The organism is Aquipseudomonas alcaligenes (genome assembly GCF_003205495.1).
Lineage (GTDB): Bacteria > Pseudomonadota > Gammaproteobacteria > Pseudomonadales > Pseudomonadaceae > Aquipseudomonas > Aquipseudomonas alcaligenes_B.
Genome location: NZ_QJRX01000010.1, coordinates 1 through 14,646, shown reverse-complemented (window position 1 = coordinate 14,646; position 14,646 = coordinate 1). Strand labels below are relative to the sequence as shown.

General features: G+C 67.7%; 17 protein-coding genes. 11 read left to right on the top strand and 6 right to left on the bottom strand.

Annotated features, from left to right (window positions below):
- Window positions 1-9: 9 nt before the first annotated feature.
- Window positions 10-1,173, bottom strand: coding sequence for a type III PLP-dependent enzyme (locus tag DMO17_RS17605; RefSeq protein WP_110683781.1), 1,164 nt, complete (start codon window positions 1,171-1,173; stop codon window positions 10-12).
- A gap of 426 nt (window positions 1,174-1,599) precedes the next feature.
- Between DMO17_RS17605 and DMO17_RS17600 the strand changes: the two genes are divergently transcribed.
- Window positions 1,600-3,183, top strand: a complete 1,584-nt coding sequence (locus DMO17_RS17600) for a peptide chain release factor 3 (protein WP_021701259.1) — start codon at window positions 1,600-1,602, stop codon at window positions 3,181-3,183.
- Window positions 3,184-3,285: 102 nt separating this feature from the next.
- On the opposite strand, the gene DMO17_RS17595 is transcribed toward DMO17_RS17600, so the two are convergent.
- Window positions 3,286-3,891, bottom strand: a complete 606-nt coding sequence (locus DMO17_RS17595; RefSeq protein WP_110683780.1) for a 3'-5' exonuclease — start codon at window positions 3,889-3,891, stop codon at window positions 3,286-3,288.
- Window positions 3,892-3,900: 9 nt separating this feature from the next.
- Window positions 3,901-4,380: a LabA-like NYN domain-containing protein gene (locus DMO17_RS17590; protein WP_110683886.1), complete on the bottom strand. Its 480-nt coding sequence runs from the start codon at window positions 4,378-4,380 to the stop codon at window positions 3,901-3,903.
- A 107-nt stretch (window positions 4,381-4,487) separates the two neighbouring features.
- On the opposite strand from DMO17_RS17590, the gene DMO17_RS17585 reads away from it, so the two are divergent.
- Both DMO17_RS17585 and DMO17_RS17580 read left to right on the top strand, forming a co-directional pair.
- On the top strand, window positions 4,488-5,162 hold the full coding sequence (locus tag DMO17_RS17585; protein WP_110683779.1) for a YciC family protein: 675 nt from the start codon (window positions 4,488-4,490) through the stop codon (window positions 5,160-5,162).
- A 69-nt stretch (window positions 5,163-5,231) separates the two neighbouring features.
- A complete protein-coding gene (locus tag DMO17_RS17580; RefSeq protein ID WP_110683778.1) occupies window positions 5,232-5,666 on the top strand; it encodes a VOC family protein in 435 nt (144 codons plus the stop codon).
- A 2-nt stretch (window positions 5,667-5,668) separates the two neighbouring features.
- Here DMO17_RS17580 and DMO17_RS17575 read toward each other — a convergent pair whose 3' ends face one another.
- Entirely contained in the window at window positions 5,669-6,511 is an 843-nt protein-coding gene (locus tag DMO17_RS17575) for an SDR family oxidoreductase (protein WP_110683777.1), read from the bottom strand.
- 123 nt (window positions 6,512-6,634) lie between these two features.
- Between DMO17_RS17575 and DMO17_RS17570 the strand changes: the two genes are divergently transcribed.
- The gene (locus tag DMO17_RS17570) at window positions 6,635-7,372 is read left to right on the top strand and encodes a type 2 periplasmic-binding domain-containing protein (RefSeq protein ID WP_110683776.1); all 738 of its coding nucleotides are present in this window, start codon (window positions 6,635-6,637) and stop codon (window positions 7,370-7,372) included.
- Here the strand turns inward: DMO17_RS17570 and hrpB are convergent.
- Complete coding sequence (gene hrpB / locus DMO17_RS17565; protein WP_110683775.1) at window positions 7,369-9,888, bottom strand: ATP-dependent helicase HrpB; 2,520 nt, start codon at window positions 9,886-9,888, stop codon at window positions 7,369-7,371. The genes DMO17_RS17570 and hrpB overlap by 4 nt on opposite strands.
- Before the next feature lie 105 nt (window positions 9,889-9,993).
- Between hrpB and DMO17_RS17560 the strand changes: the two genes are divergently transcribed.
- From DMO17_RS17560 to DMO17_RS17530, 7 genes are all read left to right on the top strand, one after another.
- Entirely contained in the window at window positions 9,994-10,410 is a 417-nt protein-coding gene (locus DMO17_RS17560) for a polyribonucleotide nucleotidyltransferase (RefSeq protein WP_110683774.1), read from the top strand.
- Window positions 10,410-10,913, top strand: coding sequence for a DinB family protein (locus tag DMO17_RS17555; RefSeq protein WP_110683773.1), 504 nt, complete (start codon window positions 10,410-10,412; stop codon window positions 10,911-10,913). The genes DMO17_RS17560 and DMO17_RS17555 overlap by 1 nt, the downstream gene beginning before the upstream one ends.
- On the top strand, window positions 10,910-11,794 hold the full coding sequence (locus DMO17_RS17550) for a cation diffusion facilitator family transporter (protein WP_110683772.1): 885 nt from the start codon (window positions 10,910-10,912) through the stop codon (window positions 11,792-11,794). The genes DMO17_RS17555 and DMO17_RS17550 overlap by 4 nt, the downstream gene beginning before the upstream one ends.
- Window positions 11,795-12,030: 236 nt before the next feature.
- Window positions 12,031-12,450: an MAPEG family protein gene (locus tag DMO17_RS17545; RefSeq protein ID WP_110683771.1), complete on the top strand. Its 420-nt coding sequence runs from the start codon at window positions 12,031-12,033 to the stop codon at window positions 12,448-12,450.
- 319 nt (window positions 12,451-12,769) lie between these two features.
- Window positions 12,770-13,249: an Lrp/AsnC family transcriptional regulator gene (locus DMO17_RS17540; protein WP_110683770.1), complete on the top strand. Its 480-nt coding sequence runs from the start codon at window positions 12,770-12,772 to the stop codon at window positions 13,247-13,249.
- Window positions 13,250-13,327: 78 nt separating this feature from the next.
- A complete protein-coding gene (locus tag DMO17_RS17535; protein ID WP_076428312.1) occupies window positions 13,328-13,546 on the top strand; it encodes a DUF2788 domain-containing protein in 219 nt (72 codons plus the stop codon).
- An 84-nt stretch (window positions 13,547-13,630) separates the two neighbouring features.
- Window positions 13,631-14,023 carry a globin gene (locus DMO17_RS17530; RefSeq protein WP_110683769.1) on the top strand — a complete coding sequence of 131 codons (393 nt, stop codon included), beginning with the start codon at window positions 13,631-13,633 and terminating at the stop codon, window positions 14,021-14,023.
- Between the two features lie 7 nt (window positions 14,024-14,030).
- On the opposite strand, the gene DMO17_RS17525 is transcribed toward DMO17_RS17530, so the two are convergent.
- Complete coding sequence (locus DMO17_RS17525) at window positions 14,031-14,600, bottom strand: pseudouridine synthase (RefSeq protein ID WP_110683885.1); 570 nt, start codon at window positions 14,598-14,600, stop codon at window positions 14,031-14,033.
- Window positions 14,601-14,646: the final 46 nt, after the last annotated feature.

Genomic DNA, 14,646 nt, shown 5'->3' with positions numbered 1-14,646 from the left:
CGCTGCCACTTAGATGTAGAAAGCCTTCAACGGCGGGAAGCCATTGAACTCCACGGCGCTGTAGCTAGTGGTGTAGGCACCGGTGGACAGCCAGTACAGACGATCCTCGGCGGCCAGGTTGAGCGGCAGGCCGTACTTGTAGTTCTCGTACATGATGTCGGCGCTATCGCAGGTCGGACCGGCGATCACCACTTCCTCGGCCTCGCCCTTCTTCTCGGTCCAGATCGGGAACTTGATCGACTCGTCCATGGTTTCGATTAGGCCGCTGAACTTGCCCACGTCGGTGTAGACCCAGCGCTCCACGGCGGTGCGCGACTTGCGCGCCACCAGCACCACTTCGCTGACCAGGATGCCGGCGTTGGCGATCAGCGAACGGCCCGGTTCGAGGATGATCTCCGGCAGATCGTCGCCGAAGTCTTCCTTGAGGAAACGGATGATCTCCTCGGCGTAGGTTTCCAGGCTGTTGGTGCGCTGGATGTAGTTGGCCGGGAAGCCGCCACCCATGTTGATCATCTGCAGGGTGATGCCGTCTTCTTCCTTGAGGCGCTCGAAGATCACCTTGACCTTGGCGATGGCGGCGTCCCACACGTCGATATCGCGCTGCTGGCTGCCAACGTGGAAGGACACGCCATAGGGCACCAGGCCCAGCTGCTTGGCCAGGATCAGCAGGTCCAGGGCCATGTCCGGGTTGCAACCGAACTTGCGCGACAGCGGCCAGTCGGCGCTGGTCGAACCTTCGGTGAGGATGCGCACATAGATCTTGGCGCCCGGCGCGGCCTTGGCGATGTTGCGCAGGTCGGCCTCGGAGTCGGTGGCGAACAGGCGCACGCCCTTGTCATAGAAGTAGCGGATGTCGCGGGCCTTCTTGATGGTGTTGCCGTAGCTGATGCGCTCAGGGCCGACGCCGGCCTTCATCACCTTGTCCAGCTCGTAGATGGAGGCGATGTCGAAGTTCGAGCCCTTGTCGCGCAGCAGCTCGGTGATCTCGCTGGCCGGGTTGGCCTTCACCGCGTAGTAGATCTTGGCGAAGGGGAAGCAGCTGACCAGCTGATCGTAGGAGTCGGCGATGGTCTGCTTGTCGATGACGACGAAGGGGGTTTCCTGCTGGTCGGCAAACGCCTTCATGCGCTTGAAAGTTTCGGGTGCGAAATAGTCTTCGACCTTGATCGACATGCTCGGGACTCCAAATGGCAAAACACGTTATAGAAAAGAGGGAGTGGCTCTCGATGAGAACCGTGAACGCCTGATCAGTTTCCCCACTTTGGTTCGCCTACTTCCCAAGGCATGTCGCCGATGACTTCCGCAGTGCGAAAGCCTCTCGTCGTCAGTACTTGAGCCGGATGGATCGTTTCCAGCATGAGCGTTCGGGCGCGAACTTTAGGACCATGACTGCACGATATCAACCGAAAATTGCCGCTGTTTTGCACCCGGTTGTCGCCTGCCTGATTGAATGTTTTCGATACTCAACAAAGCGTCAGAAATGCTGCACAAACCCAGGCCTGGCGCGGCCGCGACGAAACGGGAACAGGCCCCGGCCATTACCGGTATAATCGCCGCCTTTTTTGACACTCCGACGACCGAGTCGACAGGTTTTCCGCAATGAGCATCCAGGCCGCAGAAGTCGCCAAACGCCGCACGTTCGCGATCATTTCCCACCCCGACGCCGGTAAGACCACCATCACCGAGAAGCTGCTGCTGATGGGCAAGGCGATCGAGGTCGCCGGTACGGTGAAGTCGCGCAAGTCCGACCGCCATGCCACCTCCGACTGGATGGAGATGGAAAAGCAGCGCGGCATCTCCATCACCACCTCGGTGATGCAGTTCCCCTACCGCGAGCACATGGTCAACCTGCTCGACACCCCCGGCCACGAAGACTTCTCGGAAGACACCTACCGCACCCTGACCGCGGTGGACTCGGCGCTGATGGTGCTCGACGGCGGTAAGGGCGTGGAGCCGCGCACCATCGCCCTGATGGAAGTGTGCCGCCTGCGGGATACCCCGATCGTCAGCTTTATCAACAAGCTCGACCGCGATATCCGCGACCCGATCGAACTGCTCGACGAGATCGAGGCGGTGCTGAAGATCAAGGCGGCGCCGATCACCTGGCCGATCGGCTGCTACCGCGACTTCAAGGGCGTGTACCACCTGCACGAGGACAAGATCATCGTCTACGTGCCGGGCCACGGCCACGAGCGCACCGAGCAGAAGGTGATCAACAAGCTGGACTCCGACGAGGCGCGCGCCCACCTGGGCGACATGTACGAGCGCTTCGTCGAGGAGCTGGAACTGGTCCAGGGCGCCTGCCACGAGTTCGACCAGGCCGCCTTCCTCAAGGGCGAGATGACCCCGGTATTCTTCGGCACCGCGCTGGGCAACTTCGGCGTCGACCAGGTGCTCGACTGCATCGTCGACTGGGCCCCGCAGCCGCTGTCGCGCGCCGCCCACGAGCGCGTGGTGGAGCCGGTGGAAGAGAAGTTCAGCGGCTTCGTGTTCAAGATCCAGGCGAACATGGACCCCAAGCACCGCGACCGCATCGCCTTCATGCGCATCTGCTCCGGCAAATACGAGAAGGGCATGAAGATGCGCCATGTGCGCATCAAGAAGGACCTGAAGATCGCCGACGCCCTGACCTTCTTCTCCAGCGAGCGTGAGCAGCTGGAAGAGGCCTATGCCGGCGACATCATCGGCCTGCACAACCACGGCACCATCCAGATCGGCGACACCTTCACCGAGGGCGAGGTGCTGGGCTTCACCGGCATCCCGCACTTTGCCCCGGAACTGTTCCGCCGCGTGCGCCTGAAGGACCCGCTGAAATCCAAGCAGCTGCGCCAGGGCCTGCAGGAGCTGGCCGAGGAAGGCGCGACCCAGGTGTTCTTCCCCGAGCGCAACAACGACATCATCCTCGGCGCCGTCGGTGTGCTGCAGTTCGATGTGGTCGCCAGCCGCCTCAAGGAGGAATACAAGGTCGAGTGCGCCTACGAGGCGATCAACGTCTGGTCGGCGCGCTGGATCGAGTGCAGCGACAAGAAGAAGCTTGAGGAATTCAAGGACAAGGCCTTCGAGAACCTGGCGGTGGATGGCGGCGGCCACCTCACCTACCTGGCGCCGACCCGGGTCAACCTGAGCCTGATGGAAGAGCGCTGGCCGGACATCACCTTCCGCGCCACCCGCGAGCACCACTGACAGACAAACGCCCCGGCCAAGCCGGGGCGTTTCGTTTCAGGACCGCCGAGATCGGCTTCCTCCCCACTCCAGTCACTCCCCTGCAGGGCCAAACACGCCTACTTAAACGCTGGCCCGCAGCAACGCCCGCACCTTGGCCGCCGAAAGCTTCTGCAGCCCGCACAGGTAGTCGTGATCGGCGCGGATGTCGTGGCGCTCCCACAGCAACGCCTGCAGGTGCAGCGTCAGGTTGGCCGCCATCTCGGCATCGGCCAGTGCGCGGTGGGCCTGGCCAGTGCTGGGCAGCCCGACCCAGCGGTTGAGGTTGCCCAGCTTGTGGCTCGGTGCCTCGGGCAGCAGGCGCCGCGACAGCAGCAGCGAACAGGCGAAGTCACGGCTGCGGCGACGCCCCAGCAGGCCCAGCTCGGCATCCCAGAACTTGCTGTCGAACGCGGCGTTATGCGCCAGCAGCGGCGCCTCGCCGATGAACTCGGCCGCCTCCGCCATCACCTGCGCCACCGGCGGCGCGCTGCGCACCATGGCGTTGCTGATGCCGGTGAGCTGCTCGATGAAGGGCGGCACCCAGGCACCGGCATTCATCAGGCTCTGGTAGCGCGCGACGATGCGTCCGCCCTCGATCATGGCCACGCCAATCTCGGTCGGTCGCGCGCCCTGGGCCGGCGACATGCCGGTGGTCTCGAAGTCGATCACGGCGATGCGATCTGCCATCGGTTGTCCTCAGTTCTTCAGCAACAGGTCGCCGGCGACCGGCACGAAGCGGTCGGCGGCGCGGATCAGGGAATGCGCGGTGAGGCCCTCGACGCCATACACGCTGCAGACCACCCCATGACGGGCGCGGGCGCGCTGCAGCAGCAGGTCGAAGTCGCCGTCGCCGGAGGCCAGCACCACCTCGTCCACCCGCTCGGCGGCATCCATCACATCCAGGGCGATGCCGACATCCCAGTCGCCCTTGGCCGAGCCGTCGCTGCGCTGGATGTAGGGCTTGAGCAGCACCTCGAAACCGAGGTTGCGCAGGATCTGCTGGAACTGGCGCTGTTTGGCGTCGCCACGCTCGATGGCGTAGGCACGCGCCTCGACTATCTCGCCCCGGGCCGCCACCTGGCGCCACAGCTCGGCATAGTGGAAGTGGCAGCCATGGGCCTGGCGCACGGTGTAGTAGAGGTTCTGCACATCGGCGAACAGGGCGATTCTTTTCACGGGGCGTGGCCAGGCGAAGGGAGCGGCATTATGCGAAAGACCGGCATGTTCGTCGCCCCCGGCCATCGGCTAAAGTGAATCCAGTAGTACTGCCGCGATGCCTGCCGATGAATCCGTTGACCGTTCTGCGCGATGCCCTGCACTTCTTCAGCCGCCACCTGGCCAGCATCGCCCCGCTGTGCCTGCCGCTGATCGCCGCCGAGTGTCTGGTGCGCGCCCTGGTCGCCAGCCTGGTCGACCCGGCCCACTCGCCAGCCTACGAGCTGCTGGTCGGGCTGTTCTTCTACCCGCTGTACAGCGCGGCGCTGATCCTGTTTCTCGATGCGCGCAGCCAGGGCCAGCGCCCGGCCACGCGCAACCTGCTGGCCGCCAGCCTGCCGCTGTGGCCGTCGTTCGCCGTGCTGGCCGGGCTGAGCACCCTGCTGATCATGCTCGGCGGCGCGCTGTTTCTGCCGCTGGCCCTGTACCTGATGGTCAAGCTGGCGTTCTCCGAATACCTACTGGTGCTGCGCGGCCTGGCGCCGCTACAGGCGATGCGCGAGAGCTTCCTGCTCAGCATCGGCCACTTCTGGTCGCTGCTGGCCTGCGTGCTGCTGGTCATAGTGCCGCTGTGGCTGCTGGACGACTGGACCCTGCAACTGCTCGGCGAGCAGCCCGACCCGGTTGGCAGCCTGCTGCTGGACATCGTCAACGGCTTCCTCCAGCTGTTCTCCACCGTGGTGCTGTTCCGCTGCTTCATGCTGTGCAGCCAGCAGCCGACCGAGGACAGCCACAGCAGTTGACCCGCTCGACAGGAAATCCTCCGTGCCTTTGCTAGGCTTGGGACTTCCGTAACCCCAGGGAAGATCTCCATGTCCGAACAGAATCCGAGCATCCTCTCGCACGTGTCCATTGGCACCAACCAGTTCGAACAGGCCGTGGCCTTCTACGACAAGGTCCTGGCCACCCTCGGCTGCAAGCGTATCCTCGAGCACCCTGGTGCCGTGGCCTGGGGCCGCGAATACCCGGAATTCTGGGTACAGACGCCGATCGACGGCCAGCCGGCGAATGTCGGCAATGGCACCCACTTCGGCTTCGTCGCCGCGGACAAGCAGGCGGTGCACGCCTTCTATGACGCCGCACTGGCCGCCGGCGCCAGCCCGGACGGCCCGCCCGGGCCGCGCCCGCACTACGGCGAGCCCTACTACGGCTGCTTCGTCCGCGACCTCGACGGGCACAAGATCGAGGCCGCCTACTGGGACATGGAGCTGGTCTACGAGCTGTACGTCGAACCGCACAGCCACTGAGTTCAGCGCGGCACGCTGCCCGGCTTGAGCCCGGACAGGCGCGGCAGCAGCACCCGCTCGAACAGGCGCGGGAAGAAGCGCGCCAGCAGGCGTGCCCGCCAGTTGACGTTGGACAGCACCAGCAGGCGCCGGCGCCTGAGCGCGCCACGGTAGATGGCCTCGGCCACGTCCTGGGCCGAGGCCACCTTGCCGATGGCCAGCGGCGGCTGCTGACTCACCGAACCATCGCCGACCAGGGCGTTCTTGCGCAGGTCGGTGGCGGTGAAGCCGGGGCACACCAGCATGACGTTGACCCCCGAGCCCTTGAGCTCGGCGCGCAGCGTCTCGAACAGGCCGTGCAGGGCGTGCTTGCTGGCGTTGTAGGCGCTGCGGTAGAGCAGCGGGGCGAAGCCGGACAGCGAGCTGAGCACCACCACCTGGCCGCGCCGGGCGATCAGGCTGGGCAGCGCCGCCTTGGTGCAATGCACGGCGCCGAAGTAGTTGACCGCCATGATGCGCTGGAACACCGCCATCTCGGTCTCGGCGAAGGTGCTGCGATGGGTGATGCCGGCGTTGTTGACCAGCACGTCGATGCCACCGAAACGCTCCAGCGCCTGCGCCACGGCGCGCTGCACCGCCTGCGCGTCAGCCACGTCGCAGACCAGGCCGAGCGCCTCGCAGTTGTGATGATCGTTCAGGTGCTGCACCAGGCTGTCCAGCGCATCGCGCTGCAGGTCGAGGATGACCAGCCGCGCACCGGCCTGGGCGAAGCGCATGGCCAGGGCGCGGCCGATGCCGGCGCAGCCCCCGGTGATCAGCACCACCTTGCGCTCGAAAACCTTGCTGGCGAACACCTTGCGATACATAAGCCCCCCACGGCCAACCATCCGACTGGAATGAGCATAGCCGCCAGGCTGGACAAAGCGCCCATGGCTCGCCATGCTCGGGTGAAAACGTACAACAAGACGGCATCAGCCGCGCGGTACCCGATGCGCAAGACTCTTCTCCCTGTCCTGCTGGCGTGGCTGTGCTGCGCCCCTACCCAGGCGCAACAGGCGCCGGAACCGGCCATCAGCGTCGGCTACTACGAATTCCCCCCCTACTCCTGGACCGACGAGCACGGCCTGCCACGCGGCTCCATCCTCGTCCTCACCGAACGCCTGCTGCGCCATGCCGGCTATCGCGGTCAATACCGCTCGCTGCCCAACGCCCGCCTGTACGCCGGCCTGCGCGATGGCAGCGTGCAGCTGTGGCCCGGCGCCGGTGGCAAGACCGAGCTGGACGGTCACACCTTCGAGGCGCGCAACGCCATCGGCGAGATCAAGCTGGCCCTGTACGCCCGGCCGGGACAGCCGGCGCCGCGGATTCCCGACGACCTGCACGGCCGCGGCATCATCCTGATCAGTGGCTACAGCTACTGGCCGGCGGTGAACCGGCTGCTCGCCGACCGCAGCCTGGAACTGCGCCTGCACCGCACCAGCAGCCACCTGTCGGCCCTGGAGATGCTGCTGCGCCAGCGCGGCGACTACCTGCTCGACTACCAGGACCCGGTGCGCCAGGCCAGCCGCACCCTGGGCCTGGCAGAGCTGCCCTACACCGAACTGCAGAACCTGCAGCTGCGCCTGATCGCCTCGCGCAGCGCCGCCGGCAGCGCCGAGCTGCTGGAGGCCCTGGACCGCGCCTACGAGGAACTGCGCGCGGCCGGCGAAGACCTCGCGCTGGATTAGGTGCCGCGCGGCTTGGCCCGCGCCGTCGGCTCGGCTACCAGCGGGTCGTCCGGCCAGTAGTGCTTGGGGTAGCGGCCCTTGAGATCCTTCTTCACCTCGGCATAGGTGTTGGCCCAGAAGCTGGCCAGGTCCTGGGTCACCTGCACCGGCCGGCGCGCCGGCGACAGCAGGTGCAGCAGCACGCCCTGGCGGCCGCCGGCGATGCGCGGGGTGGCGGCCAGGCCGAACAGCTCCTGCAGGCGCACCGCCAGTACCGGCGGCGACTCAGAGTAATCGATGGCGATGCGCGAGCCGGACGGCACCTGCAGGTGCCGCGGCGCCAGCTCGTCCAGGCGCTGCGGCAGCGGCCAGGGCAGCAGGCCGGCGAGGATGCCCGGCAGGTCCAGACTGGCGAAATGACTGAGGCGGCTGACCTTGCTTAAGAATGGCAGCAGCCAGTCTTCCAGGGTCGCCAGCAGCGCCGCGTCGGACAGGTCCGGCCATTCGCTGTCGCCCTTCTGCTCCAGGTCGAGGCGGCGCAGCAGCGCCACCCGCGCCTGCCACTGGCGCAGCTCCGGCGTCCAGGGCAGCAGCTCCAGGCCCTTGCGCCGCACGAGATCCAGCAGCGCACGGCCGCGCGTGGCCTCGTCCAGGCCGCTCAGCGCCTCGCGGCTGAGCACCAGCTCGCCGACCCGACGCTGGCGCTCGGCGCGCAGCACGCCCTCGCGCTCGTCCCATTCCAGCTCCTCACGCACGCTCACCTGCTCGGCCAGCACCGTGTCGAACAGCGCCGGGTCGAGGTCGGCGGCCAGGTAGATACGTTCCTCGCGCTGGCCCTGACGACTGCCGAGGTCGGCGATCACCAGCCACTCGTGCTTCATCAGTGCATCCGCCTCGCCGAACTGCGCGGCGCGGCCGTTGGCCAGGCGGTAGTCGCCACCACCGGCCCTGCGCTGGCGGGCGACCCGGTCGGGGTAGGCGAAGGCCAGCAGCGCGCCGAGCCAGCGCGGATGCTCGGGATCGGCCACCGCCTCACTCGGCGCACCACGCAGATAGGAACGAAACTGCCGGGCCAGCTGCCGCGCGCGCTGCACGCCGCCGCGCGCGCCGCCGACGGCGCGCGACTCGCCGGCCAGCAGGCTCATGCGGCTGTGCAGGTCGGCGCCGCCGCCACGCAGGATGTCGCGCTCGGACAGCAGCGCGGCGAGGTCTGCCGCTAGCGCGCCGAGGCCGAGGGCCTGGCCGCGCAGCAGCAGGTGGGCGATGCGCGGATGCGCCGGCAGCTCGGCCATGGCCTGGCCGTGGGCCGTCAGCGCGCCGCGTGCATCCAAAGCGCCGAGGCGCGCCAGCAGGTCGCGGCCCTGGGCGAAGGCGGCGGCCGGCGGCGCATCGAGCCAGGCCAGCTCGCCCGGCTGCACGCCCCAGCGCGCCAACTGCAGGGCCAGGCCGGCCAGGTCAGCCTGGAGGATTTCTGCGGCACCATAGGCGGCCAGCTGCTCGTGCTGGCTCTGCGACCACAGCCGATAACACACGCCCGGCTCCAGGCGCCCGGCGCGGCCGGCGCGCTGGGTGGCCGAGGCGCGGGAGATGCGCTGGGTATCCAGGCGGGTCATGCCGCTGGCCGGGTCGAAGCGCGGCACCCGCGCGAGACCCGCGTCCACCACCACGCGCACGCCGTCGATGGTCAGGCTGGTCTCGGCGATGTTGGTGGCCAGCACCACCTTGCGCTGGCCGGCCGGAGCCGGCTCGATGGCCGCGCGCTGGGCAGACAGCTCCAGCTCGCCATGCAGGGGGCAGAGCAGCACGTCGGGGCGCTGGCCCAGGCTCTCCTGCAGCTGCTCATGCACCCGGCGGATCTCCGCCTGGCCGGGGAGGAACACCAGCAGGCTGCCCGGCTCGTCGGCCAGGGCCTGCAGCACCGTCTGCACCACCCGCGCCTCGATGCGTTCGCCCGGCTGCCAGGGCGCGCCCCAGCGCGTCTCTACCGGGTGCATGCGGCCCTGGCTGGAGACCACCGGCGCGTCACCGAGCAGCACGGACAGGCGCTCACCCTCCAGGGTCGCGGACATCAGCAACACCTTGAGCGGCTCATCGCGCAGCAGCTCGCGGCCGTTCAGCGTCAGCGCCAGGGCCAGGTCGGCATCCAGGCTGCGCTCGTGGAATTCGTCGAAGATCACCAGGCCGACGCCCTCCAGCGCCGGGTCGTCCTGCAGGCGGCGGGCGAGGATGCCTTCGGTGACCACCTCGATACGGGTCTTCGGGCCGACCTTGCTGTCCAGGCGGATGCGGTAGCCCACCGTCTCGCCGACCTGCTCGCCCAGCTCGCTGGCCAGGCGCTCGGCAGCGGCGCGGGCGGCCAGGCGACGCGGCTCCAGCATGAGGATGCGCTGCCCGGCGAGCCAGGGCTCGTGCAGCAGGGCCAGCGGCACACGGGTGGTCTTGCCGGCGCCGGGCGGCGCCTCCAGCACGGCCTCGTGGCGTTCGGCCAGGGCGGCGCGCAGGGCGGGCAATACGTCGTCGATGGGCAGGCGGTTCATGGCTTCTCCGGTTGGCCGGCGATTATACGAACCGCGACGCCGCCCGCGCATCCAACTGCAATGGCGGCCTTGCTATAGTGCCGCCCTCATTTTTCGGAGGTGCTTATGCCCAGCAAGACCCGCATCATCGGCAGTGTCGTCGCCCTCTCCCTGGTCACCCAGCTGACCGCCTGCGGCACCCTGTTCTTCCCCGACCGCCGCGGCCAGATCGAAGGTCGCATCGACCCGCTGGTGGCCGGCCTCAACGCCGTCGGCATCCTGTTCTACGTGATCCCCGGGCTGATCGCCTTCGGCATCGACTTCGCCACCGGCGCCATCTACCTGCCGAGCGACCAGTACAGCGTCGCCCCGGAGAAACTGCGCGAAGCCCTGGGCAGCGACGGGCGCATCGACCATGCGCGACTCAAGGCCATCCTGCAGCAGGAGATCGGCCTGGACCTGCCGCTGGACGATCCGCGCCTGATCCAGCACAGTGGCAGCATCGAGCAGCTGGCCGCCTACGGCCTGCGCGCGGAGGCCTGATGCAGCATCTCGCCACTCACCTACAGCGTCTGCTGGCCTATCACGGCTGGGCCTATGCGCGCCTGCTCGGCGAGCTGACGAGCCTGGACGAGGCCCAGTACCGCGCGCCCTGCGGGCTGTTCTTCGGCAGCATCCACGCCACCCTCAACCATCTGGCGGTGGCCGACCGCATCTGGCTGGCGCGGGTGCGCGACGAGGCGCAGCCTTTCGCCCGTCTGGATGCCGAGGCGGTGGCCGAGCGCGCCGACCTGGAGAACTACCTGGAGGCCGGAGTCGCCGCCTGGCGCGACCACCTGGAAGGGCTGGTCGACGTCGAGCTGCTGGCCCCGGTCGCCTACCGCAACATGGCCGGCGAGGCGCAACAGCGCTCGCGCCTGGAGATCGTCACCCACCTGGTCAACCACGGCACCCACCATCGCGGCCAGATCAGCGCCGCGCTGACCGCGATGGGCCGCCCGGCGCCGGTGCTGGACTACATCTACGCCCTGCCCGAGCTGCCATGACGCCACTGCCGCAACATGCGCACCTGATGCGCCTGGCCACCCGGGCGGCGCTCGCCACCGCCCTGATGCTGGCCCTGGCCAAGGCCGTGGCCTGGTGGCTGAGCGGCTCGGTGAGCCTGCTCGCCGGTCTCACCGACTCGCTGCTGGACGGCGCCGCCTCGCTGCTCAACCTGATCGCCGTGCACTACGCCCTGCGCCCGGCCGACGAGGATCATCGCTACGGCCACGGCAAGGCCGAGGCCCTGGCCGGCCTGGCGCAGGCGCTGTTCGTCGGCGCCAGCGCGGTGCTGGTGGCGCTGCAAGCCATCGAGCGCCTGCAACACCCACAGCCGCTCGGCGCCCAGGCGCTGGGCATCGCGGTGATGCTGCTGTCGCTGGCCATGACGGTCGCCCTGCTGCTGTTCCAGCGCCACGTGGTGCGCGTCACCGGCTCCACGGCGGTGCGCGCCGACTCCCTGCACTACCGCTCCGACCTGCTGCTCAACAGCGGCATCCTGCTCGCCCTGGTGCTGGCCGGCCTCGGCTGGCAGCGCCTGGATCCGCTGTTCGGCTTAGGGATTGCCGCCTACATCCTGTGGAGCGCCATCAGCATCGTGCGCGAGGCAGTGGCGGTGCTGATGGACCAGGCATTGGCCCCGGAGCTGAGCGAGCGCATGCACCTGCTGGCCTGCGGCGTGCCCGGCGTGCTCGGCACCCATGACCTGCGCACACGGATCTCCGGCACCCACTGGTTCGTCCAGCTGCATGTGGAACTACCGAGCGAGCTCAGCCTGCGCCAGGCCCATGAGCTGTGCGTGCAGGTCGAGCAGGCCATCCGCGCCGAGTTCCCGCGCGCCGAGGTGCTGGTGCACGCCGACCCGAGCGAAGTCGTCCCCGGCTGACGGCCAGGGAAGCAGCGGCGTCAGGCTGAGCAACAGGAGCAGGCAGATATCGGCGATCACCAGGGTTTGGCGCATGAGGGAGCATCCAGAAAATCCTGGCGCCAGCCTCCCCGATCGCCGCGCCAGGCAGAGTAAAACCTGGGCAAAGATGCATCGGGGCAGCCTCAAGAATGAACTAGAGCAATTACTCTAATAGTCCTAGACTGCGCGGCATAACAACAACACGAGGTGCCGCCATGAATCTTTCCCCCTCCGCCATCGCCCTGCTCGGTCTGGTCGCCTGGCCGCTGCTGCTGGTGTTCCTGATCATCAACCAACGCGGCCTGCTGGTGCTGGGTGGACGGATGAAGGTCAACGCCTTCGCCCCGGACGGCAGCAACACGCCGAGCGCCTTCGGCCAGCGCCTGGTGCGCGCCCACGCCAACTGCCTGGAGAACCTGCCGCTGCAGGCCGCCGTGCTGCTCTACGCCATGCACGCCGGGCAGACCGCGCTGACCGACCCGCTGGCGCTGGTGCTACTGGGCGCGCGCCTGTTCCAGTCGACGATGCACCTGATCGGCACCAGCCCGCTGCTGGTCTGGCTGCGTTTCGCCGGCCTGCTGGCGCAGATGCTGATCCTCGTCTGGTGGCTGCTGCGCCTGAGCGGTCTGGCCTGATTCGCGGGCAAGAAAAAGGGGAGGCACCAGGCCTCCCCTTTTTCGTGTCCGGCACAGGCGATCGTGTCGCCGCTTTCCTCGCCCGCCTGGTTGGGCGGTGCGGACCCGGGAGCCTGCACGACCCGGTAGGGTCGCCGGCGCCGCGGCGCCTGATTGGGCGGCGCGGTTGGACGTGTCGTCCGGGCCATGAAACTGAGGGAAAGCTTAACCAGCCAGACATGCCTAATGATTGCGAATATTGCTGACAATAAGCCTTCTTGCGCAATTTTCAATCACTGATAAATTGATCTGCGCAATCAGAACACAAAGAAGCCGCACCATGAACAAACTGGACCGCTACGACCTGCGCATCCTCGCCGAACTGCAGCGCGATGCGCGCATCTCCAACCAGGAGCTGGCCGAGCGCATTGGCCTGTCGCCGTCGCCCTGCTCGCGGCGGGTCAAGCAACTGGAGGACGATGGCTATATCCTGCGCCAGGTCGCCCTGCTGGACCGCAAGAAACTCGGCCTGTCGCTCACCGCCTTCGTCCTGATCGGCATGGACCGCCATACCCCGGAGCGCTTCGAGCACTTCCAGGCAGTGATCCGCCAGTGCCCGGAGGTGCTGGAATGCAGCCTGGTGACCGGGATGGACGCCGACTACCAGCTCAAGGTGGTGGTGCCGGACATGGACCACTACCAGAAATTCCTCCTCGGCCAGCTGACCCGCATCGAGGGCGTCACCAGCGTGCGCTCCAGCTTCGTGCTCAACCAGGTGCTGTCCAGTACCGAGCTGCCCCTGGAGCACCTGCGCGGCTGATCGCCGCAGGCCTGGGTCTACTGCGCGGGCAGCGCCGGCGCGTATAATCGCGACCCGCTTTTCTGCCCCGAGGTCGCCATGGAAACCGAACAGTTCGAAGCCCTGATGATGTACGTCCTGGTCGGCGGGCTGATGGTGTTCATGGCCTTCATCATCTGGGACCTGGCGAAGAAGTCCAAGGCCGGCCGCCTCGGCACCGCCATCCTGTTCCTCGGCCTGGGCCTGTGCCTGTTCGCCTTCCTGGCCAAGCCGATCATCACCTACATCATCGAGATGGCCCGCGGCATCCACGGCTGAGGGTGTCGCCACCCGCGCCAGCAGCGTCTGACTCAACCACGGCAGCGTCTGGCACGCTGCCTTCCGCCCTTTTCAGGAGTCAGCATGAGCCCCGCCGACCTGGTGATGCAGAGCTATGGACGCTGCTGCGCCAGCCCCACCTTCTTCGATGATTTCTACCGCACCTTCCTCGACAGCTCGCCGCAGATCCGCGCCAAATTCGCCGAAACCGACATGCCGGCGCAGAAGCTGCTCCTGCGCCAGGGCATCCTCAACCTGGTGATGTACGCGCGCGGCATGTCCGACAGCAAGCTGCGCGCCCTGGGCGAGAGCCACTCGCGAGGCCGCCTGGACATTCGCCCGGAACTCTACGACCTGTGGCTGGACGCCCTGCTGCTGACCGTTTCCGGCCACGACCGCCAGTTCAACGACAGCACCCGCAGTGCCTGGCGCGAGGTGCTGAACAAAGGCATCAGCGTGATCAAGGCCGGCTACTGAGCGAACCTCAGCGCAGCCTGGGCTCCAGCTCGCGCCACTCGCCCGGCTGCAGCCCGTCCAGGCTCCAGGGGCCGATGCGCACCCGCACCAGGCGCAGGGTCGGCAGGCCCACGGCGGCGGTCATGCGCCGCACCTGGCGGTTGCGTCCCTCGCGGATCACCAGCTCCAGCCAGGCGGTCGGCACGCTCTTGCGAAAGCGCACCGGTGGATTTCTTTCCCACAGCTGTGGCTCCTCCAGGCGACGCGCCTCGGCCGGCAGGGTCGGGCCGTCGTTGAGCTGCACGCCCTGGCGCAGCTGCGCCAGCTGCTCCTCACTCGGCTCGCCCTCCACCTGTACCCAGTAGGTCTTGGCCAGCTTGTGTCTGGGGTCGGCGATCTGTGCCTGCAGGCGGCCGTCGTTGGTCAGCAGCAGCAGGCCCTCGCTGTCGCGGTCCAGGCGCCCGGCCGGGTAGACGCCGGGCACGCCGACGAAGTCCTTAAGGGTGGCGCGGCCCTGCTCGTCCTGGAACTGGGTGAGCACGTCGAACGGCTTGTTCAGCATGATCAGCCGCGGCGCTGCCGGCGGCGCCTTGGCCACCCGCCGCGGCTGATCATGCTGAACAAGCCGTTCGACGTGCTCACCC